This is a genomic window from Lentzea waywayandensis (assembly GCF_900115955.1).
In the GTDB taxonomy this organism is placed as follows: Bacteria; Actinomycetota; Actinomycetes; order Mycobacteriales; family Pseudonocardiaceae; genus Lentzea; species Lentzea waywayandensis.
This window is the reverse complement of sequence record NZ_FOYL01000008.1, coordinates 167,187-186,392: the sequence shown is the minus strand read 5'-3', so window position 1 is coordinate 186,392 and position 19,206 is coordinate 167,187. Positions and strand designations below refer to the sequence as shown.

Annotated in this window: 17 protein-coding genes and 5 tRNA genes; 6 read left to right on the top strand and 16 right to left on the bottom strand. The window is 67.9% G+C overall.

The window, feature by feature from the left end; all coding sequences use genetic code 11:
- Window positions 1–62 precede the first annotated feature (62 nt).
- On the bottom strand, window positions 63–1,184 hold the full coding sequence (locus tag BM417_RS28795; RefSeq protein ID WP_245822217.1) for an ABC transporter substrate-binding protein: 1,122 nt from the start codon (window positions 1,182–1,184) through the stop codon (window positions 63–65).
- 89 nt (window positions 1,185–1,273) lie between these two features.
- Window positions 1,274–1,762: an HAD domain-containing protein gene (locus tag BM417_RS28790; RefSeq protein WP_218164586.1), complete on the bottom strand. Its 489-nt coding sequence runs from the start codon at window positions 1,760–1,762 to the stop codon at window positions 1,274–1,276.
- Window positions 1,763–1,857: 95 nt separating this feature from the next.
- Here BM417_RS28790 and BM417_RS28785 point away from each other — a divergent pair, with 95 nt between their 5' ends.
- Together BM417_RS28785 and BM417_RS28780 are read left to right on the top strand one after the other, a co-directional pair.
- Window positions 1,858–2,817, top strand: coding sequence for a hypothetical protein (locus tag BM417_RS28785; protein WP_143138843.1), 960 nt, complete (start codon window positions 1,858–1,860; stop codon window positions 2,815–2,817).
- Window positions 2,818–2,850: 33 nt separating this feature from the next.
- A complete protein-coding gene (locus tag BM417_RS28780; RefSeq protein WP_093601044.1) occupies window positions 2,851–3,252 on the top strand; it encodes a PPOX class F420-dependent oxidoreductase in 402 nt (133 codons plus the stop codon).
- On the opposite strand, the gene BM417_RS28775 is transcribed toward BM417_RS28780, so the two are convergent.
- Both BM417_RS28775 and BM417_RS28770 read right to left on the bottom strand, forming a co-directional pair.
- Entirely contained in the window at window positions 3,247–4,182 is a 936-nt protein-coding gene (locus BM417_RS28775) for a hypothetical protein (RefSeq protein WP_093601042.1), read from the bottom strand. The genes BM417_RS28780 and BM417_RS28775 overlap by 6 nt on opposite strands.
- 88 nt (window positions 4,183–4,270) lie before the next feature.
- Window positions 4,271–4,843: a vWA domain-containing protein gene (locus BM417_RS28770; protein ID WP_093601040.1), complete on the bottom strand. Its 573-nt coding sequence runs from the start codon at window positions 4,841–4,843 to the stop codon at window positions 4,271–4,273.
- 131 nt (window positions 4,844–4,974) lie between these two features.
- On the opposite strand from BM417_RS28770, the gene BM417_RS28765 reads away from it, so the two are divergent.
- Window positions 4,975–7,851 (top strand): AfsR/SARP family transcriptional regulator, encoded by a 2,877-nt coding sequence (locus BM417_RS28765; RefSeq protein ID WP_093601038.1) that lies wholly within the window; start codon window positions 4,975–4,977, stop codon window positions 7,849–7,851.
- Here the strand turns inward: BM417_RS28765 and BM417_RS28760 are convergent.
- Window positions 7,842–9,041: a helix-turn-helix domain-containing protein gene (locus tag BM417_RS28760; RefSeq protein ID WP_093601036.1), complete on the bottom strand. Its 1,200-nt coding sequence runs from the start codon at window positions 9,039–9,041 to the stop codon at window positions 7,842–7,844. The genes BM417_RS28765 and BM417_RS28760 overlap by 10 nt on opposite strands.
- 102 nt (window positions 9,042–9,143) lie before the next feature.
- Complete coding sequence (locus BM417_RS48035) at window positions 9,144–9,320, bottom strand: hypothetical protein (RefSeq protein ID WP_177320659.1); 177 nt, start codon at window positions 9,318–9,320, stop codon at window positions 9,144–9,146.
- Between the two features lie 217 nt (window positions 9,321–9,537).
- Between BM417_RS48035 and BM417_RS28755 the strand changes: the two genes are divergently transcribed.
- Window positions 9,538–10,170: a hypothetical protein gene (locus BM417_RS28755; protein ID WP_093601034.1), complete on the top strand. Its 633-nt coding sequence runs from the start codon at window positions 9,538–9,540 to the stop codon at window positions 10,168–10,170.
- Between the two features lie 43 nt (window positions 10,171–10,213).
- Here the strand turns inward: BM417_RS28755 and BM417_RS28750 are convergent, their stop codons facing one another.
- The 10 genes from BM417_RS28750 to BM417_RS28705 form a co-directional block, all read right to left on the bottom strand.
- Entirely contained in the window at window positions 10,214–13,408 is a 3,195-nt protein-coding gene (locus BM417_RS28750; RefSeq protein ID WP_177320658.1) for an ATP-binding protein, read from the bottom strand.
- Window positions 13,405–14,004, bottom strand: coding sequence for a hypothetical protein (locus tag BM417_RS28745; RefSeq protein WP_093601433.1), 600 nt, complete (start codon window positions 14,002–14,004; stop codon window positions 13,405–13,407). Before BM417_RS28745 ends, BM417_RS28750 begins: the two co-directional genes overlap by 4 nt.
- Window positions 14,005–14,015: 11 nt before the next feature.
- Complete coding sequence (locus BM417_RS28740; RefSeq protein ID WP_093601032.1) at window positions 14,016–15,632, bottom strand: tyrosine-protein kinase family protein; 1,617 nt, start codon at window positions 15,630–15,632, stop codon at window positions 14,016–14,018.
- Window positions 15,633–15,634: 2 nt separating this feature from the next.
- Entirely contained in the window at window positions 15,635–16,222 is a 588-nt protein-coding gene (locus tag BM417_RS28735; RefSeq protein ID WP_093601030.1) for a TIR domain-containing protein, read from the bottom strand.
- Between the two features lie 162 nt (window positions 16,223–16,384).
- A tRNA-Val gene (locus BM417_RS28730) sits at window positions 16,385–16,456 on the bottom strand.
- Between the two features lies 1 nt (window position 16,457).
- Window positions 16,458–16,530 (bottom strand) — tRNA-Gly (locus tag BM417_RS28725).
- A gap of 226 nt (window positions 16,531–16,756) precedes the next feature.
- A tRNA-Val gene (locus BM417_RS28720) sits at window positions 16,757–16,828 on the bottom strand.
- A 1-nt stretch (window position 16,829) separates the two neighbouring features.
- Window positions 16,830–16,901, bottom strand: a tRNA-Cys gene (locus tag BM417_RS28715).
- A gap of 40 nt (window positions 16,902–16,941) precedes the next feature.
- Window positions 16,942–17,014 (bottom strand) — tRNA-Gly (locus tag BM417_RS28710).
- Between the two features lie 107 nt (window positions 17,015–17,121).
- A complete protein-coding gene (locus BM417_RS28705) occupies window positions 17,122–17,547 on the bottom strand; it encodes an SsgA family sporulation/cell division regulator (RefSeq protein ID WP_030477975.1) in 426 nt (141 codons plus the stop codon).
- A gap of 256 nt (window positions 17,548–17,803) precedes the next feature.
- On the opposite strand from BM417_RS28705, the gene BM417_RS28700 reads away from it, so the two are divergent.
- A complete protein-coding gene (locus BM417_RS28700; RefSeq protein WP_322788998.1) occupies window positions 17,804–18,424 on the top strand; it encodes an RNA polymerase sigma factor in 621 nt (206 codons plus the stop codon).
- Window positions 18,421–19,206: an anti-sigma factor gene (locus tag BM417_RS28695; protein ID WP_093601027.1), complete on the top strand. Its 786-nt coding sequence runs from the start codon at window positions 18,421–18,423 to the stop codon at window positions 19,204–19,206. The genes BM417_RS28700 and BM417_RS28695 overlap by 4 nt, the downstream gene beginning before the upstream one ends.

The window sequence follows — 19,206 nt, the reverse complement described above, 5'->3', positions numbered from 1 at the left end:
GGCCCCACCCTTCTTCGGGGTGGAGCCGCCGGGCTTTGCCGCCGCTACAGGAGCGACTGAGGTCATCCGATGGCCTGCGCCCAGGTCGCGGTGAGAACGGCCTTGGCCTTGTCGGCCTGGGCCTGCGTCTGGAACACCTGCTTGCCCTCGGTCTTCGGCAGCTTGTCCTTCGCCGCCTTGTCCGCCTTGTCGCCCATCTTGTCCAGGCGCACCGGGCGGGACATGCCCTTCAGGTACAGGTTCTGGCCCTCGTCGGAGTAGAGGAACTCCTGCCACAGGCGCGCGGCCGCGGGGTGCGGCGCGTCCTTGCTGACGGCCTGGTTGTAGTAGGCGCCGATCTGCGCGTCGGCCGGGACGACGACCTTCCAGTCGAGCTTGCCCTTGAGCTTCTCGGTCTGGGCGGCGTTGGTGTAGTCCCAGTCGATGACGACGGGCGTCTGACCGGACTCGATGGTCGCGGGCGACGGGTCGACCGGCTGGAAGTTGCCGGCGGCCTTGAGCTGCTTGAAGAACTCGACACCGGGGGCGATGTCGTCAGCGGAGCCACCGTTGCCGAGCGCGGCCATCATGACGCCGGAGAACGCGGCACCGGCCTGCGTCGGATCGCCGTTGAGCGCGACCTTGCCCTTGTACTCGGGCTTGAGGAGGTCCTTCACGCTCGTCGGCGCCGGCACCTTCGCGGCGTCGTAGCCGATCGACATGAAGCCGCCGTAGTCGCCGTAGTACGCGCCGTCCGCGTCCTTGAGCTCCGCGGCGATGTCGTCCCACGTGCTGACCTTGTAGGGGGCGAACAGGTCCTTGTTGGCCAGCGCCACGTTCAGGCCGAGGTCGAAGACGTCCGGCGCGCGGTCGTTGCCCTTGAGCTGCTTGGCGGCGTTGATCTCCTCCTGGCTGGACGCGTCCGGCTGCGCGGAGTCGACCTTGATGCCGTACTTGGCCTCGAAGGCCTTGATGATCTCGCCGTAGTTCGCCCAGTCCGGGGGCAGCGCGATGACGTTGAGCTTGCCCTCCTTCTTGGCGGCCTCGACCAGCTTGTCCATGCCGCCGAGCTCGCTCGCGGACTTCGCGGTTCCAGCGGCACCAGCCGGCGTCTCCTTGGCGGGCGGGGCGCCACAGGCGGCCACCGCCAGCACCAACGCGCCGACGCCAATCAACTTCGTCGTGACGTTCCCTCGCTTCAGCACGAGCGGAGGATTGGCTCGGGATGCTTTCGTTGTCAAGCCAGCCGCGCCGGTTGAGACCTTCTCGACTCCAACCGTGAATTCTCGGCGTCCTAGGGGTTGCCGCCGAATGCTTCCCGCGCTTCGCTGAGGTGTTGTGCCGAGATCCCGGTACCGGGATCGACGTGGACGAGCGCGGTGGTCAGGTGCTGTCGCTTGTGGACGAACTCCTCGCGGCGCGCGGAGTGGAGCCCGAAGTCGTCGTCGAACCAGACGAGGGGCCTCTCGTAGGCGTAGCGCGCCACCGCCGGGTACTTCCAGCCGGTCTCGTCGTGGAACTCGATCACCTTGAGCGGCGGAAGGCCCAGACGCGGTCCGATCTCGGTGTTCGCCCGATGCAGCCACGTCGTGGCCCACGCGAGCTCGGCGCCGGTTTCCTCCGCCAGCTGTCTCAACTGGTCGCCGTGATCGGGGTCGAGCCAGATGCGGAGCCTGCGCCGCCAGCCGACCTCGAGGTCGAACGGCCGGTAGTTGTCCGGCTTGGGGTTCGCGGCGAACGGGTTGAGCGGCCCGTCGACGTCGATCACGATCAGCGGCTTCACCCCACCCAGCATGCCCCGGCCGCGGCCTCACGCGTCAGGTGGACGTTCGCCCGTTCGGGCCACACCGCGCCACCGGCTCCGCCAGACTGACCAACGTGACGCAGCCGCCCTACCAGTCCGGACCACCGCCGGGGCCGTGGAATCAGCAACCCCCGCAGCAGCCGTGGGGGCAGCCCCACCCCGGCATGCCGCCGATGCCACCCGGCCCTCCGAGGAAGAAGTCCCCGGTGGTCTTCGTCGTGATCGGTCTCGTGGCCCTGCTGCTCGGCACGGGCCTGCTCTGGCCGGGCTGGATGAAGTCGAAGCCGGCCACCGGCTCCGCCCCGGTGGACCAGTCCACGCCGGAGAACGCCGCGAAGGCCGTCGAGGACGCGCTCAACCGGCGCGACATCGACCAGTTCGTGAACGTGCTGGTCTGCAAGGACGGCCGCACCAAAGCCGAGAACAAGGACATCTCGCGCGCCGAGGAGATCCTGTACCGGGACGTCCAGCCGCTCGACCCCAGGAACAAGAGCGACGCCGAACCGGTCTTCAAGGTCGACGAGGTCCGCGAGATCAGGCCCAGCGACCCGGTCTACAACGACGCGAACAAGGACTCGACCGTCGCGATCATGTCCGTCGAGTACCCGACGGACAGCGGACCCGAGAAGCGGCGCGGGGTGCTGGCGCTCTTCCAGGAGGACAACAGGTACGTCGTCTGCGAAATGGGCTTCGTGCCGGTGGCCGACTCCCAGGAACCCCCGCCGGACCCGGACCCGAACAGCCCGACGGGCCGCGTGCAGGCGTTCGCCAAGGCGATCAACGCCAAGGACATCGCGGCCGCCCGTCTCTACATCTGTTCGACGGCCCGCGCGGTCAACACGTGGGCCGAGAAGGCCATCGCGGCGGGCGGCCAGCTGCGGCTGCACGAGAAGGTCACCACGACCAAAGCGGAGGACTCCGGCCAGGCCCGCCTGTGGTACACGCTGAACGGCACGGAGACCAAGGCGGGCGGGTTCCTGAAGAAGGAGTCCGACGGCTGGTGCCTCTTCACGTTCAACAGCGACGCCAAGTAGTCGAAACCGCGGCTTGCTGTTCGTATAGAAGGCATGTTCACCGACGAAGAGATCGCCTACCTGCGCGAACAGCCGCTGGCGCGCCTCGCCACGATCAACGAGGACGGCCAGCCCGACGTGGTGCCGCTGGCGTTCGAGTACGACGGCACGCACCTCTGGGTCGGCGGCGCGGGTGACCAGGTCAGGAACACCCGCAAGTTCCGCAACATCACCGCCGGCCGCCGCAAGGTGTCGCTCGTGGTCGACGACCTGGTCTCGTTCACCCCGTTCGTCGCGCGGGCGATCCGCGTCTACGGCACCGCCGACGACCCTGAGGACCGCACCGGCATCGTCGGCCCCGGCGTCTACTGCCGGATCACGCCGACCCGCGTGTGGGCGTGGAACATGGCGGGCGAACCGGTGGGCGAGACCTGGTACGAGCCCCGCCGGTCATGAGGCCCGGCGCGTCGAGCACACCGCCGCCCCGCCCCACCGCGCGCCGTAGAGCAGCCCGGGCAACAGCCGCCGGAACCGCAGATGGATCTCCCCCGCCCGGTCCACGGACTGCTGCATCCCGGTCGGCTCGGCCTCGGACCGCTGCACCAGCACCCCGTCGAACGCCCGCACGAACCGCTTGCGGTCGTGCTCGAACCGCACACGCAGGTCGAACACGTCGCACGGCCGTTCGGGCACGTGCAGCACACACGGACGCATGGCATCGCGGTGGGACAGCCGGTAGCGGATCGCGAAGTCGTGGATCTCGCCGCGCGCCAGCGGCTCGGCCGGAACCAGCGTGAAGCCCGGCCGTTCCAGGTTGCCCCGGTCCCGCAACGTGCCGCCGTACAGGAGGTGCGCCTCGACATCCCGCCGGTGCACGGGGAACGCGGCGGCGAAGTCGAGGGAGGCCACCCCGTCCTGGTTCGCGACGACCTGGTAGCGCTCCAGCACCTCCGGCTGCTCCTGGTCCAGCATCACCGCCACGGCCAGTTCCGCGGTGTGCCAGCCGCCCGCGTCCCGGCGCGTGGTCGTCACGGCGAGCTCCGCCAGCTGCTCCACGGCCTCGTCGACGCGCCGGCGCACAGTCCGGGCGTCGCGGTCGATCGTCGCCGCCAGCCAGCCGACGCGCTCCTGGTAGAGCGGGTGCCGGACGTCCGAGATGAGGCCGAACGCCACCCGCGCCGCGAGGTGCAGGTCCTCCGGCAGCTGCTCGACCAGCTCGGTCAGCCTGGCGACCAGCTTCTGCTTGGCGGTGACCGACCCGTCGGCCCCGGTGATCCCGCACGCCGCGGCCAGCGCCGGACCGATCTTGTCCACGATCCGTCCCGCGTGCACACCCCGTCCCTTGCGGAGGGTCTTCAGCTCCCGGACCAGGCTCGTCGTCGTCATCCCCGTTCTCCTCCCCTTGCGTGCTCAGGTGCGGCGAAGGCAGGTTGCGTCGACCGTGTGGACGAGAAGTGGACACGCCGTGGATCGGTCACACGTGGTCCGGTCGCAGCACCGTCCGTGCCACCGACGAGGCCAACGCGATGCCCAGCCGCACACCGTCACCGCCGAGGAAGACCCGTGAGCTGCCGATGCGATCGAGCGTGGGCTGGTCGACGGACCCGAGCCCGAACGCGATCATCTCCGGGCACGAGGTCGTGGCGTTGAGCCGTTCCAGCGCGGCGGGCCAGGCCGGATCCGTGGCCCTGCCGTCCGAGACGAAGAACAACATCGGCCTGCGCACCCGCAACCGCTGCCGTTTGAGGACATCCACGTCACGTTCGATGACGGTGCGCACAAGAGTGAACGCGGATCCGAAGTCGGAACCGGATTCCTGGCGCGGTCGAATAACTTCAGCCGGTTCGAGCGCCGGAGACAAGGGCCGCACGACCAGCGGGCGATCCGCGAAAACGACCACGCAGAGCCGAATCTGGACGGTCGCACGCCGATCCGCGTGCACCACACCGCGGAACTCGCGCATTCCGGCGTTGACCTCGTCGACGTGGTCGCACATCGAGAACGACACGTCGCACACCACGTAACAGGGCAACACCTCGCGGTCCATGCCGCGCACCGTTACCTGATCGCGTTGATCAAACGTGGACAAAAAGCTGATTCGGTGACACGCAGACGGGACCTTGCGCGACATTCCACCCAGACGGAAGCTTCAGACCAGGAGGCGGCGTGGAATTTCGAATGCTGGGTCCACTGGAGGCGTGGCACGACCACACCGCCGTACCGTTGGGGGACCAGCAACAACGCTTCATTCTCGTCGTACTTCTGTTGCAGGCGAACAAACCGCTGTCACCCGAACGGATCACCGAGATCGTGTGGCCGGACAACCCGGAACGCCGGACGCTCGTGCGCGGCTACATCAACAAGCTGCGCAAGACGTTCGACGGAACCGGCGCGGAGATCGAGCGAACGGCCACCGGGTACCTGCTGCGCATCGACGAGGGCCAGATCGACACGGTCCGCTTCGACCGGCTGCGCGAGGAGGCGGCGCAGGCCCAGCAGGACAACGACCAGCGCCGGGCAATCGAACTGCTGCGCGAGGCGGTGACGTTGTGGCGCGGCCGGTTCCTCGAGGACATCGACATCGACAGGATCGGTGGCGCCGAGGTGTTCGTGCCGACCGAGGGCTACCACGACGCGCTCGGCGACCTGGCCGAGCTGGAACTCGTCACCGGCGACTACCGGTCGGCGCGGGACCGGATGCGCCGCGCGGTCCGCACCTCCCCCGACCACCAGAAGTACGCCGAGCTCCTCATGCGCGCGTTGATCGCCGGCGGCGACGGCGCGGGTGCGATCCGGGTCTTCGACACCGCGTCCGGCGCGCTCGCCGAATCCGGCATCGAGCCGGGAACCGTGCTGCGCAACCTCGCGGAACGCGCCCGGCGCGGCGAACCAGGCAGCTCACTGCCGTCCCGGCCCGGCGCGTTCACCGGCCGGTCCGGCGAGCTGGACAAGATCGCCGCAGCCGCGGCGGGTTCGGACGAACGGCGAGCCGTGTGGATCAGCGGCCCACCCGGTGTCGGCAAGTCCGGCCTGGCCGTCGAAGCCGCACACCGCCTGCGTCACCGGTTCCCCGACGGTCAACTCCTGGTGCGCCTCAACGGTTTCACGCCGAACGTGGCGCCGATGTCCGTCTCGGACGCGCTGGACCAGCTGCTCACCGATCTGGGCGTGCCCGCGGAGCAGATCCCCGACACGGTGGGCCGCAAGGCGACGATCTACCAATCGCGGCTCTACGGCACGAAAACGCTGGTGGTGCTGGACAACGCGGCGTCACCCGACCAGATCCGGCCGTTGCTGCCGGAGGCGCGCGACTGCTTCGCCGTCGTCACCAGCAGGAAGATGGGCGAGCCGGACATCAGCGAGCACGTGCGGCTGGCTCCGCTGCCGGCGGACGACGCGTCCGCGCTGTTCCAGAGACTGACCGGCCCGGCGCGCGTACGAGGCAGGTCCGCCGACGTGGCGGGGCTCGTGAAGCGGTGCGGCTACATGCCCGTGTCGATCACCATCGCGGCGGCGTTGCTGCGCAAGCACGACAGGTGGTCGCTCGACTACCTGATCGGCCAGCTGGACGACACCGGAGCGTGGCGGGAGGACGGCGCCGCGATCCACGCCTCCTACCGGCAGCTCGACGCCGACCAGCAGCTCGTCTTCCGTCTCTTCGGGCACCTGCCAGGGCCTGACGTGGACATCGTCGGTGCGGCGGCGCTCATCGGCCGTGACATCGCCGGCACCCGCAAGCTGCTCCACGACCTGCACGAGGTCTGCCTGCTGGAAGAGGTCGCGCCGGAGCGCTACCAGATGCTGGACTCCATCAAGGAGTTCGCCGCTCTCGAGCCTGCGTCCACGGACGCGTTGGAGCGCCTGCTCGACTTCTACCTCGTGACGCTGGCGGACGCGGTGAGCGTCGCGTACCCGTTCGACCGCACCGCTCTGCCCTCCGTGGAGCGCGAAAGCCCGCACAGCCTGCGGTTCGCGCGCGATGACAAGGCGTTGGCGTGGATCATCGCCGAGCGCGACAACCTGATGGCCGCGATCCGGCAGGCGGACCCGGACCGCGCGTGGCGGATCGCCTCGTTGATCTGGCGGCACTTCAACACCGCGAACCGGATCGACGACTGGATCGACGCCGTCAGGTCCGTGCGACCGGACGACGATTACGGCCAAGCGCACGTGCTGTACCGCCTCTCCATCGCCAACGACCGGCGCGGCCGGCACGCGAAGGCGCTCGACCTCGCCGAGCAGGCGCTGGAGAGCTGGACCCGGCTGGGCGACGTGCCGGGTGAGGCCGCGGCGCTGTGCGCGATCGCCGTCTCGACGATGCAACTCGGTCCGCACGAGCAGGCGGCGAGGCATTTCGAGGCAGCACTGGCGAAGTACGAGCAGTGCGGCGATCTGCGCGGCCAAGGGCACGCGCTGAGCTCGCTCGGTTACATCAACGAACAGCACGGCAGGTACGAACTCGCGGTGGCGCAGAACGAAGCCGCTGTGCCGCTCCTGCGGGAGAGCGGGCACCTTCAAGGACTCGCGCACGCGCTGAACAACCTGGGTGCTAACCAGCAGAACCTCGGGATGCTCGACGAAGCGATCCCCCATCACCTGGAGGCGCACGAGATCGCGGTCGAGCTCGGCGACATGTGCGTGGCGGCCTACGCGTTGACCAACATCGCCGACGCCCACCGGCTCGCGGGCAGGTTCCCCGAAGCGCTTCACCACCACGACCTCGCGACCAAGGCGGCCGCCGGGCTGACCGACGCGGAGCTCCAGGCGAGCCTCTTCCGCGACCGGGCAGCCACGGAGAAGGACCGCGGCGACCTCGGCGCGGCACTGCGGCTCTACCGGTCGTTGCTGGACGTGGCCGCGGGCACCGGCAACCGCACGCACGAGTCACTCGGCCAGATCGGCGCCGCACGAACGTTGCACGACATGGGCAGGCACGGGGAAGCCGTGGCGCACTGGGAAGCGGCCGAGTCCGTGTACCGCGAGCTCGACCAGCCGCAGGCCGAGGAGGTGCGGCGGGAACGGGCCGGGCTGACGTGCGCGTGCGGTCAGCGGTGAGTGAGCAGTCGTTTCAGATCCGGGTAGATCTCGCGCACGGCACCGTGGTTGTGCCATCGGCCAAGGGTTCTGGCGAGCCGCCTCAGCTCGGTGCGCACCGTCGCGGAGTCGACGTGTGCCGCGTGGTCCAGGGTGAAGGCGAGCGTGCGGCAGCTTTCGTCGACCTCGCCCGACAACGCGAGAGCGAGCGAACGCCGGGCGCCGAACCGGGCCAGGCTGCGGCGGGACGTGGCCGGCAGCAGGGCGAGCTGCCGGTCCAGCACGGCCGCGGCCTCGGCGTTGAGCCCGAGATCCGACAACGCCCAGCCCCTGGCCAGTTCCAGCGGGTCGGGAGCGCTCGATCCGAGCACCGGGTACGGGCTGTCCGGCGCGGCCATCTCCATCTGGCCCGCGGCACGGTCGAACGCGCGTTCCGCGGCACCCCGGTCTCCCGCGAGCGCGTGGCCCTGCGCCTCCCGCCGGGCGGCCAGGGCGAGGACGCGTGAGCCGGCCCTGCCGATCCACTGCGCCTGCTGGGCGAGGTTGATCGTGGCGGAGGCGTCCTGGCGGTAGAGCGCCAGACCGGCCTCCCGCACGAACGCGTAGCTCGCGATGTCCGGATCTCCCGCCGCACGGGAGAGTTCGGACGCGTGCCTGGTCCACCACAGCTCGCCCTGCTCGTCACCCGCCTCCTGGCACATCCAGCCGGTGTACTCGGCGATGCGCGCCGCGAGCAGGAGAAGCCGGGTGCCCACCGGTCCGGCGTTCTCCCGCGCCATGCCGTGCATCGTGTGCTGCAGGGCTTGCAGCGGTTCGAGCACCACCTGCGGACTGGTGCGCAACCCCAGGCCCCGCAACTGTTCGAACGAGGTGCGCATCCCGGCGATCACCTGTTCGTCCGGCACCGGCCGCCGCCCGCTGCCGGTGAGCGCGCCGGCACCGAGCATCGTTCCGGCCACCAGCACCTGGCGCCGGCCGAGGCCCCTGGCGTCACGTTGGGACGGCCCGTGCACGGCGGCCTCGACCAGCCGGCCACCGACGTCCAGCACGCCGTCGCACAGCCGCGCCACCGTCGGGGTCGGCGGTTTGAGGTCGTTCTCGATCTTGCTGAGATAACCTTTGCTGTAATGAATCAGCTTGGCCAGCTGTCCCATCGACAGTCCCGCCGCGACGCGATGCGCGCGCAGCAACTCACCAAAAGTTTCGGACATGACTGCCTCCCGCTCCGGCGTGCACCGAGTACATCATCCCGATCGTTGTTCCGCAATCGCCCCGGCCGTTTCAAGAAATGGCCGGGGCGCATTTGCGTCAGGTCATCCGTGCCACGGGTTGCCGTTGCCGTCCTGGGTCTCCGTGGTGGTCGTCGTGGGAGGCGGCGGGGGGTTGTCGTCCGCGTTGGCCGCGACGCCACCGGAAACGGAGGCGGCGACGGCGAGTGCGGTCAGCAGGGTGGCGCCACCCGCGACGAAAGTGGACACGATTTTGGACATGGCGAATCCTCCGAAGGAAGTCGGAATTGATTTCCGGATTTCGCCCGCTCTCTGCGGGCTCCCTTCGAGCATTCGTCTTCGAAAAGCCTGAAAACAGGTGTTTCCCGTTGCCCACCGAGGTGGTCAACACGTCCACTCCTCATCCACTTCTGGTCAACACCCGCAGTGGACGCTGCGCGCACCCGGCCGCCGGCCGGTCGTCATCAGGGAGGTTCGAGTGACCGAATCCGCGACCTACGACATCGCCGTGTCGTTCGCCGAGGAACAGCGCGCCGTGGTCGACGAAGTGGTCGAGGCGTGCCGTCAGCGCGGCCTGACCGTGCTGGAGAGCAACGACCTGCCGCAGGCAGAGGTGCGCTTCCTCGTGCCGTTCGTGTCCACTGCGGACGAGATCGTGAACGACCACGAGCACGTGCTTGCGGTGCTGACGGGCGAGCCGCCCACGTCGTCGGACGTGACGTACCTGCGAGCGGACGAGCACCTCGTCAACACCCTCGTCGCCCGCATCGAGGCCGCCGAGACCTCGGGCCACGACCGCGTTCCCGTCGCCGACCTCGTGGCAGCGCTCAAACAGCCGGAGACCCTCGCGCCCGCGCAGAGCACCGCCCTGCGCACCCTCGCCGAACAGTTCGCCGCCGCGTCCCCCGCGCTCGCCAAGCGCGGTATCGCCGGCACCCTGCACCTGGGCGACACGACTGTCGCGGTGCGCGTCGAGCGGGCGGACGACGCCGTGTACGCACTCGAAGTGCGCGGCGACGACATCGTGAACTTCGTCGTGCTGGGCGAGTCCCCGGACCTGCTCTCGACGCTGTGGCAACGAATCGAGGACATGCTCGCCGCGACCGCGTGACGCGAAAAGGGCGGTGCCCCCGTTCCGGGGACACCGCCCTTTCTCACTGTCTGGCTCGTTCGATCACTTCCTCCAGCCTCAGCGGACTGGGCGGGTGATGACTCAGGCACAGCGGAGCCAGCATCCGCCGGAACCCGAACGTGTCCCCGGTGACGTAGAACTGCCCGCGCTCCAACCGCGAGATGTCCGCGATCGAACTTCCCTTTGCCCGCGCCATCTCCGTGGCCGCGGCGATCTGAGCAGGACTGTTCAACCGCCCGAAGAACTGGGTGGTCGCGTTTCCGGTGACCTGGTTGTGCACGCCTTTGGGCGCCTGCGTGGCCAGCAGCAACCCGAGCCCGTACTTGCGAGCCTGCGACGCCAGCAGAATCGTGGTCTGCGTGCTGGCCGTCGCCTGCCCGGAAGGCGCGATCGTCTGCGCCTCGTCCATGACCATCAGCCCGCCGAGCGGCCGATCCGCGGCCGGATTCCGCTTGATCCAGGCGAACACCTCCAGCTGCAACTGGCTGATGAACCCCTGCCGCTGCTCGTCGGACGCCAGCCCGACGAAGCTGATCACCGAGATCCGGGCCTTCTTGTCTTGGGAGGGCTCGAACAACACCCCGGGGTCCGTGGCTTCCCCAGTCCCCGCGAGAAGAGGATCGTTGACCATCGCGGCCCTGAGCGTCTCCGCCAGATCAGCCGCCGTGGCCGTCGCCGAGTACAACTTGCTGACCCCGTCCGGCAACTCCGCCAACAGGTCCACGAGCCCGTTCAGGTCCCGCCGGTCGTTGCGCGCGTAGTACTTCAACGCCTCCTTGAGCACAGCCCGCCCGCGAACAGCGAACTTCGTCTCGTTGGCGATCCGCGCATGCGGCACCAACCGCGCCACAGCGGCCTCAACGGCCGCACCGAACTCGTCCTCGTCCCCCCGCACCAACGCGAAGTCGGGCAGGGGATGAAAACTCAGCGGCCGCCCACTGGCCCGTCCCGGCGTCCACACCACGACCTCGGTGCCGGCCAGATACTCGGCGGCCAACTCCTGATCCCCCGGCCGCCAGTCCCCCGGCGGCTCCGGCCACGCGTCACCGAGCCGCGCCAGGTCGTTGTTGGGATCCAGCACGATCGCCGAAACACCTTGCAGCGCACACTCTTCGACGATCCGCCGCAGCAACACCGTCTTGCCGCTACCGGATCCGGCGAACACGATCGCGTGCTTGCGCAAAGACTCCAGCTCGATCCGGATCTCCCCGTCCATCCCGAGCACGATCTCGCCGGGCCGTACGGGCGGCTGTAGCCGTGGCTGTGGTTGTGGTTGTGGCTGAGCCGGTTGCCGCGGTCGTTGCCGGGGCGGTTGCTGCGGCTGGTGCCGCGGTCGTGACTCCGGTCGTGACTCAGGTCGCGGCGGAGGGCGCGTCTCCTGGTGGCCGCTCGTGCTCTCGCTCCTCGCCGGATCCGGCAAGATCTTTCGCAGGAACGTGGTGCTGCTGGCCGGTTTCCGCGCTACCAGCCACGCGAGCAACTGGTGCGACTGCGACGACCACATCTCCTTGAGCGCGATGAACGTGCGCAGGTCGTCGTCGGACACGTCGACGCTCTTTCCGCCGCGCTGCACGAACTCCGCGACCTCACCCTTCGTCTTCGCCCCGGTCCAGCCGACGGAACCCTTGCGCATCAGGACGAGGTGCCTGCCGCGCCCTTCCTCGGCCGCCGCACGCGCGCTGCGGAACTTGCGCAGCACCTTGTTGCCGTGGCTGCTGGCGATGAGCCGGAAGACCCAGCGCTCCTCGACGTCCCGTTCCTCGTCCACCGTGTGCCGCAGGCTCGCGTGCAGGCTCTTGTCCTCGGCCTGGGGCTCGGGATGCCACGCCAGATCGTCGTTGCCGATCTCGGTGACCCACGACCTGAGACCCGCCAGCAGCAACGCCGGCATCACGTCGTCCTCGTTCTGCGACCTGACGTCGGCGGCGGCGAGCGCGGCCTTCTCCCGCAACCGCGCGAACTTGGCGTCGAGCTCGGCGAGGTAGTCCTGTGCGGGACCTGCCTTCGGCGTGAACGGGACCGCCGGCGCGGGCGTCTCCTCCCGCTGCTCCTCCTGGAACGAGCGGAGTTCCCGGATCTCACCGTGCAGGCACGCCTCCGCGTGGGAGTGGACGCGCTTGAGCAGCGTGCGCGGCGTCTCGATCTGCCAGTCGTCGCCGAACGCCTCCGCCGCCACCGGCCAGGTCGGATGTGGAGGTGTGATCCCCTTGCCCTGATAGATCACAGCCAGCCACTTCTCGACGAGTGCCCTGGCGATCGCGGGATCGGTGATGGCGCCCAGAACCGGCGTCAACGTGAACCGGTCGCCGACGGTGTCGCTGGCGGCCTTGCGCAGCTTGGTCCACGTGGTGGGCAGGCAGGCGACGATCGTGAGCGTCCGCCGGGTGATCTCGCGCAACTGCATCAACCCGTCCGAGATGAGCGCGAGCTCCCGCGCCTCCTCGGGGCTCAGGTCGTCCTCGATGAGGTCGTGAGTCTTGTTGACCACGGTGTCCAGCTGGTCGATCGCGACCACGCATGGCCCGGTCATCGCGAGAACGCGCGAGATGTCCCGCACCACCTGATGCGCCGGCTTGGTCTTGGCCGACAGGCCCCACTCGCCGCGCTCACCCTTCTCGTCGTCCAGGCCCTCGAGGTAGTTCCGGCCGACCGACGAGTGCCGTCTGGAGGCGTACAACACCAGCGCCCGGATCACCTCGTCGCACTCGTTGGCGATCCGGGCGTCCACCTTGTGCAGTCCGTCGACGAGAGCGTCCAGGTGATCGGGCGTCAACGGCGCTTCACGCACGATCGCCTTGCTGATGTCCGCGGGCAGATCCGCACCACGGCACAGCTCCCGCAGCAACACGATGAGCTGGAGCTGGCCGCTGTCGTCGGTCCTGAGCAGCTCGCTGCGCATGGCGTCGGCGACGTCGTCCCAGAACATCGCCGCGGAGGTGACCTCGATCAGGAAGAAGTAACCACCGGTCTCCTGCACCATGCTGCGCACGGTGCCGAGCAGGTGGGTCTTCCCCACGCCTTTTCGCCCCTGCAGGACGAGCCCGATGGGGTTGGACCCGGTGCTGTCCCTGGCGTCCGCGATCGCCGTCCGGATGCGGTGTTCCGCCCTGGTGTGCAGACCGTCGACGTGGGACGGCGAGGTGCGCCAGACGTCGTCCGGGGTCTCGGCGGAGTTGAACCGCAACGCGGCCAACGCTTCCCGCAGCTGCGCGGTCACGACTCCTCCATCGCCACGAGGTGCAGGTCCTCGCTACCGACCCGCAATGCCGCGGCGTGGTCTTCGGCGGTGAGCACCTTGGTGTTGGACTCGGGCGCCAGGTGGACCATCCCGGTCTTCATCATCTTCACCAGCGTCTCGTCGACCTCGCCCTTCTCCGCGCCGTTGAGCCGGGGCCGGATGCGGGCGAGCCGGATCCAGTCCTGCGGCTCGACAGCGAGTTCCTCGTAGACTGACCGGATCAACGACTCCAGGTCCCGGGACCGGATCACCTCGATGAGCGTCCCGTGCGCCTCGTGGTGCAGGATGAACTTCTTCAACAGCCCGAACGTGACGCGCGCGTGCGACGTCGATCTCGGTGGCAGCTCTCCCTTGACGAGGTCCTGCAGGCACCAGGCGATGCCTTCGTTCGTGACCTCGTGCACCATCGGCTTCACGGTGTCGTCGGTCCGGATGAATCCGGCCTTGTTCAACTTCTCGCGACCGGGCTTCGTGAGCTTGACCTGGTCGCCCAGTTCCGTGTTGAGCACCGGCCGGTTCTCCAGCATCAGCACCGTCAGCGCCGCACGTTCGGGGGCGCCAAACTTCTCCGGCATCATGCCGCCTCTCAGTCGGTGAACGCGTTGAGTCGTCGATCGATCCGGGCGAGCAGTTCTCCCACCGCGGCTCGAAGTTCGGGTGACATCGGGGTCTGGGCGCCGTTGCCGCGCGTCTTGCTGATGAGCGCGAGGTCAGCAGAGTGATCGAGCAACAGCTCCATGGCGCCGCTGTCGAGCGCCGCCGTCATGCCGTGGACGGTTTCCTGGACAAGCGTGAACCTGCCGGCGTAGGGCATCTCGTCCGGAAGACCGCGCAAGGCGGTCACGGCCGCCATCAGCGCCTCGCGGTTCGGTTCGTGGTCGGGAGTCCCCTGGATGAGGGTGTGGAGCTGCCGAGCGACCAGTTCCGGACGCGGACCGAGCTCCAGATGCCGCAGGTTGCGCAGAAAACCCGGTAGCCGATCTCGATCGGTGTTCCTCGTCAGCACGCAGAACAACTGCCGTTGATCGCCTTCGGGACCGATGGTGTGTCGCAGGAAGCGCTCGGCCTCGGTGATCTGCCACCGGCTCGCGACTCCGTCCACCAGGAGACACAGGTGCTCCGCCGGCTCTCCCGCCTGCTCGAGGATCTCCGGGTCGCCGGACACCGACCGCCCGGCCCGCACCCCGAGCGCGTTCAGTTCGGCGATGAGCTCCTCGGTGGCCTTCAACAGCGTTCGGGGACTGGACACCAGCAGGTCGAGGTCGAAGTCCCGGTGGTGGTTGCGGGCGGCCGCGACGTAGGCGTCGCGGTTGTCCTCCAGCACGTCGGTCCGGTCGAACCCCTGCGCGATCACCGCGGCGATGGTCTCCAGCGCGTACGAGATCTGGTCGGGGGACGGGACGAGCTCCTCCAGCACCGGTAGCTGCTCGCCGAAACTCCAGTAGGAGACGTACGGGACAGTGAGATGCCTCAGCATCAGGTCTTCGGGGACGCTCTTGACGAGCCAGTTCTCGAACAGCGGAGCGACCACCGCGGCACACTTGCGCTGCCACTTGTCCGCACGCTCGTACTCGACCCGGTTGTCCAGCCGGGACAGCACGGGGAGAACGGTGTGCCGGGGCCGGTCGTAGGGCATCCGGTCTCTCGCGTCATCAGCGCGCCGGGTGATGTCCACGACCTCGTCGAGGTTCTGGTCGTTGGCGGTGAAGACGACGACGAGGCGGTCCGGCAGGTGAGCCGTGCAGATGCCGGCGATGTCGGAGATGCCGGTCCTGCTGTCGATCAGCACGAAGTCGTGGTCGGCGGTCCAGCGATCGCGGCACACCTCGAGAAAGCTCGCGAACCCCTTCTCGTACAGCTGCTCCCAGCCGATGGCCTGCATCCGCCGCATGTAGGAGCGGTCCATCCTTCCCGCCGCCAGCAGCTCGAGCGTGCCGTTGCCTCCTACGTCGATCTTCAGGACGTGATCGGCGGGTTCGTTCGCGCCGGCGAGGAAATCGTGCGCGAGATCGATCACGCCGCCTTTCGGCGCTTCCGGCAGGACCGGCGCGAAGTAGTGGTGCAGGCCAGGAGCTTCCAGGTCCCAGTCGATCGTGAGAACCCGATAACCCCAGCGCGCGAGCAACACCGCGATGTTGGCCATGGTGAAACTGCGCCCGACGCCGCCCTTGTACGAGTAAAAGGTGATGACGGTCCCGGCCATGGTCAGAACCTCGGTATCTGGGGAGGTGGCATGAGCGGGGGTTCCGGCGGATCGACGTCAGGCCAGTCCGGCTGCCAGGGCGGTGCCTGCTTGGAGAGCCGGACGAGATCAGCAGCGAGGTCGTTCACCCGCTTGTGGAATCGAAGGTATTTCCGGCTCTGCTGATACACGGGGTCCGGGTGCGCCACGTCCTTGAAATCCACCCAAGACCTTTCCTTCTCCTCCAGCGGAAAGTTCTCGGAGTCGGAGTAGAGAATCGGGTAGATCAACCCCTGGGAGACCTCGAGGCTGGCGACACCGAGCATCTCCTCTCTGGCCCGCATGCTCTTCTGCTCGGCCATGCACCAGCGCGAGCCGTAGTACTGCGGCGTCAGGAGCTGGATCATGATCTTGCTGTGCCGCAGGGCGTCCTGCAGGTTCGACGGCCAGTGCACGGCGCGCTCCATCGTGCGGTCGACGTACACCGTCGGAGTCGGCGCGTACTGATCAGCCAGACATTCCTTGAGCTTGCCCAGGAAGTGGTTGATCAACCATCTCTGCACACTGCCGTATCGGCAGTAACTGATGAAGAAATCGTACTTGTAGGACACAGCGCACAACGGTAGGTGCGCCACCCTTGTCGATAAAAGACAAAAAAGTGGGCATTTTCAGCCGTTCCGAAAGGCAATTGGACAAGAACTGGGCGCCTGGCGCACTCCGGCCCGGAACAGCAAGAAGCCCCCGATCATGTCGATCGAGGGCTTCTATGAGAGTGGACGATACAGGGATTGAACCTGTGACCCCTACCGTGTCAAGGTAGTGCTCTCCCGCTGAGCTAATCGTCCGAGCGGATGACGAGACTCGAACTCGCGACCCTCACCTTGGCAAGGTGATGCGCTACCAACTGCGCTACATCCGCGTTGCCCCGCCGGTTTCCCGTGGTGCGAGAGGAACTTTATCCGACGCTCCCCCGAAGTTCCAAATCGGCTGATCTTGAGCCTGCCGGCCAGGCCAGAAACGGCAGCGCCACCGAGGGGGTCCGGGGGCGAAGCCCGCCGGACGGGGCCTGGGGGTCGCACCCCCAGAAAACACTACGGGGCGAGCTGGTTCGCGCTTTCCGCGAACACAACTCGCCCCGAGAACAGTGGACGATACAGGGATTGAACCTGTGACCCCTACCGTGTCAAGGTAGTGCTCTCCCGCTGAGCTAATCGTCCGAGGCGGAGACGGGAATCGAACCCGTGTACAGGGCTTTGCAGGCCCTTGCCTAAGCCACTCGGCCACTCCGCCAGGAGCATGGATCCACGGTGAAGCCACCGGGGAACCACAGAGCGGATGACGAGACTCGAACTCGCGACCCTCACCTTGGCAAGGTGATGCGCTACCAACTGCGCTACATCCGCGTTCATCACTGACTTCATGATGTTGAAACAAAGCTTATACGAGGGGCTCAAGCGGGTTTCACCGGGGGGTCCCGCATCGCCTTCGCGGGCCCCCTACCTCGGATTATTCAGCTCAGGTCGTTCGAGATGAGGTGCGTGAGCGCCTCGTCCACGTTGACCCACAGGTGCTCGTTGCCCGGCACGACAACGTCGTAGGTCCGGTCGAGGAAGTCAGCGAGTTCCTGGGCGGAAGCCTCGAACATGGCGTGCCCGGAAGGCGAGCTCAGCTCGATCACGACGACCTCGGGGTCGTCGGCGGCGGGGCGGATCCGGACGTCACCGTCACCGGCGTCGGCGATGAGACCGTCGGCGAGCAAGTCGCGGGCGTAAACCCACTCGACCCAACCGGCGCGGCCGGTGCGGAACGCGGCGACTACCGCGTACGGGTCCTTTGTGTCGTATCGCAGCTCCACTTGAACCGGGACCGCAGGGGTCCTCGGTGCCAGCAGGTCGAAGACCGCTGTCGAGCGGAGCGTCACGTGATCGTTGCGCATCGTCGTTACCCTCTTCTCCCTTCCCGGTCAATGAAACGACCGAGCACCTTAGTTGTGACGTGCATGTGGCGAGGAACGCTCGCGAATCGGGCCCAGATCACCCCATCGGGTCAGCTTGACTCCGCAACGCGACCGTATGCACGCGCTCCGTGTCCTCCTCGCTCGTTAGCCGAAGTTCAGCGACTCCCATCTTGCTGGGTCTAACCTGAACCCGGTACCGGCTGTTGCGCGAATGTTGGACGTGAGGACATCTCTGGTGGCTGACTCGCCCGGCCCAACCGTTGCGTCGAGCGACGGCCGGCCGACCGATTTCGAGCTCGTGCAAAGACTCGCACAGGGCGATCGGCCGGCGTTCGGTGAGCTGTACGACAGGTACGGCACACCAGCGTATTCGCTGGCCAGGCGCATCTGCGTGGACCCGGAACTGGCCGAGGACGTCGTCCAGGAAGCCTTCCTCGCGCTCTGGCGGCACCCCGCCAGGTTCGACCCCGCCCGCGGAAGTTTCGGCACCTGGTTGATGACTTTGGTTCACCACCGCGCGGTGGACGCCGTACGTAAGGAGAACACTCAGCGTCGTCGGACTGTTCCCCTCACCGACGATGTCTCCCCTCCTGCCGAAGGCTCCGACCACGCAGCGTTGGTCAGCGTGGTGAGCGCCGAGGTCAGAGCGGCCCTGCACACGTTGCCGGAAGAACAGCGCCAGGTAATAGCGCTCGCCTATCTGGGCGGCTACACGCAGTGCGAAGTGGCAAAGCTGACAGGCGTACCCCTGGGCACTGTGAAATCGCGCACGTTCGCGGCGATCAGACGTCTGAGAGGCACGTTGGGGAACTTGTGGGCCGGCGAGACCGGCGAGACGACGGGAGTCCACCGGTGAACGGCGACCTGTGCGCTCAGGAGGAACTCGCCGTCGGCTGGGCGATGCACTCCTTGGAGCCCGACGAGGAAGCACTGGTCCGCGACCACCTGCCGACCTGCACCACGTGCCAGCGCACCGTGCAGGCGACGCAGGAGGTGCTGGCGGGCATCGGCGGCGCGGTCCGCCAGGAACAACCACCACCCCGCCTGCGCGCGAGGCTGATGGAGCAGATCGAGCACATCCCCCAGGAAGTGCCCACCACACAGCACGCACCACGCCACGCGGCCCCGATTCCGCTGCGCCCGCAACACCGCCGCCGAACCGGCCGCGTACTGCTGGCCGCCGCGGCAGCGTTGACCGTACTGGCAGGCGGCGGCTACCTGGGCGTGCGCGTGAACCAACTCTCGAGCGAGGTCACGGCCGCACAGACACGCACCGACGAACTGAACAAGGCCCTCTCCCTGGCCGCCGACCCGGCCACGAACAGGGCGGTCCTGCGCACGACCTCAGGCGACGAGGTGGCCGTGGTTCTCTCGAACCCGACCTCCGGCGCCGTGATGCCGATGAACCTCAAACCGAACGACACGGGTCACGTTTACGTAGTTTGGGGTGCAAGTACCAAAGCGCCGGTACCGTTGGCGGTGTTCGACGTGCGCGCAGGCTCGACCGACCCGCAACTGCTGGCCTGGTCCGCCGACGCGCACAAGCACACGACCTTCGCGGTGTCGCTCGAACCAGGCCGCCAAGCCCCGCCGAAACCCTCGGAGGTGCTGGCAGGCGGTCAGGTTGCACCCGCCTGA

Excerpts from the sequence above, each read along its gene's own strand:
- BM417_RS28780 (WP_093601044.1), top strand. The coding sequence starts at position 2,851 with ATGTTCACCGACGAAGAGATCGCCTACCTGCGCGAACAGCCGCTGGCG.
- BM417_RS28775 (WP_093601042.1), bottom strand. The coding sequence starts at position 4,182 with ATGACGACGACGAGCCTGGTCCGGGAGCTGAAGACCCTCCGCAAGGGA.
- BM417_RS28770 (WP_093601040.1), bottom strand. The coding sequence starts at position 4,843 with ATGGACCGCGAGGTGTTGCCCTGTTACGTGGTGTGCGACGTGTCGTTC.
- BM417_RS28765 (WP_093601038.1), top strand. The coding sequence starts at position 4,975 with ATGCTGGGTCCACTGGAGGCGTGGCACGACCACACCGCCGTACCGTTG.
- BM417_RS28760 (WP_093601036.1), bottom strand. The coding sequence starts at position 9,041 with ATGTCCGAAACTTTTGGTGAGTTGCTGCGCGCGCATCGCGTCGCGGCG.
- BM417_RS48035 (WP_177320659.1), bottom strand. The coding sequence starts at position 9,320 with ATGTCCAAAATCGTGTCCACTTTCGTCGCGGGTGGCGCCACCCTGCTG.
- BM417_RS28745 (WP_093601433.1), bottom strand. The coding sequence starts at position 14,004 with ATGCCGGAGAAGTTTGGCGCCCCCGAACGTGCGGCGCTGACGGTGCTG.
- BM417_RS28740 (WP_093601032.1), bottom strand. The coding sequence starts at position 15,632 with ATGGCCGGGACCGTCATCACCTTTTACTCGTACAAGGGCGGCGTCGGG.
- BM417_RS28705 (WP_030477975.1), bottom strand. The coding sequence starts at position 17,547 with ATGCGCAACGATCACGTGACGCTCCGCTCGACAGCGGTCTTCGACCTG.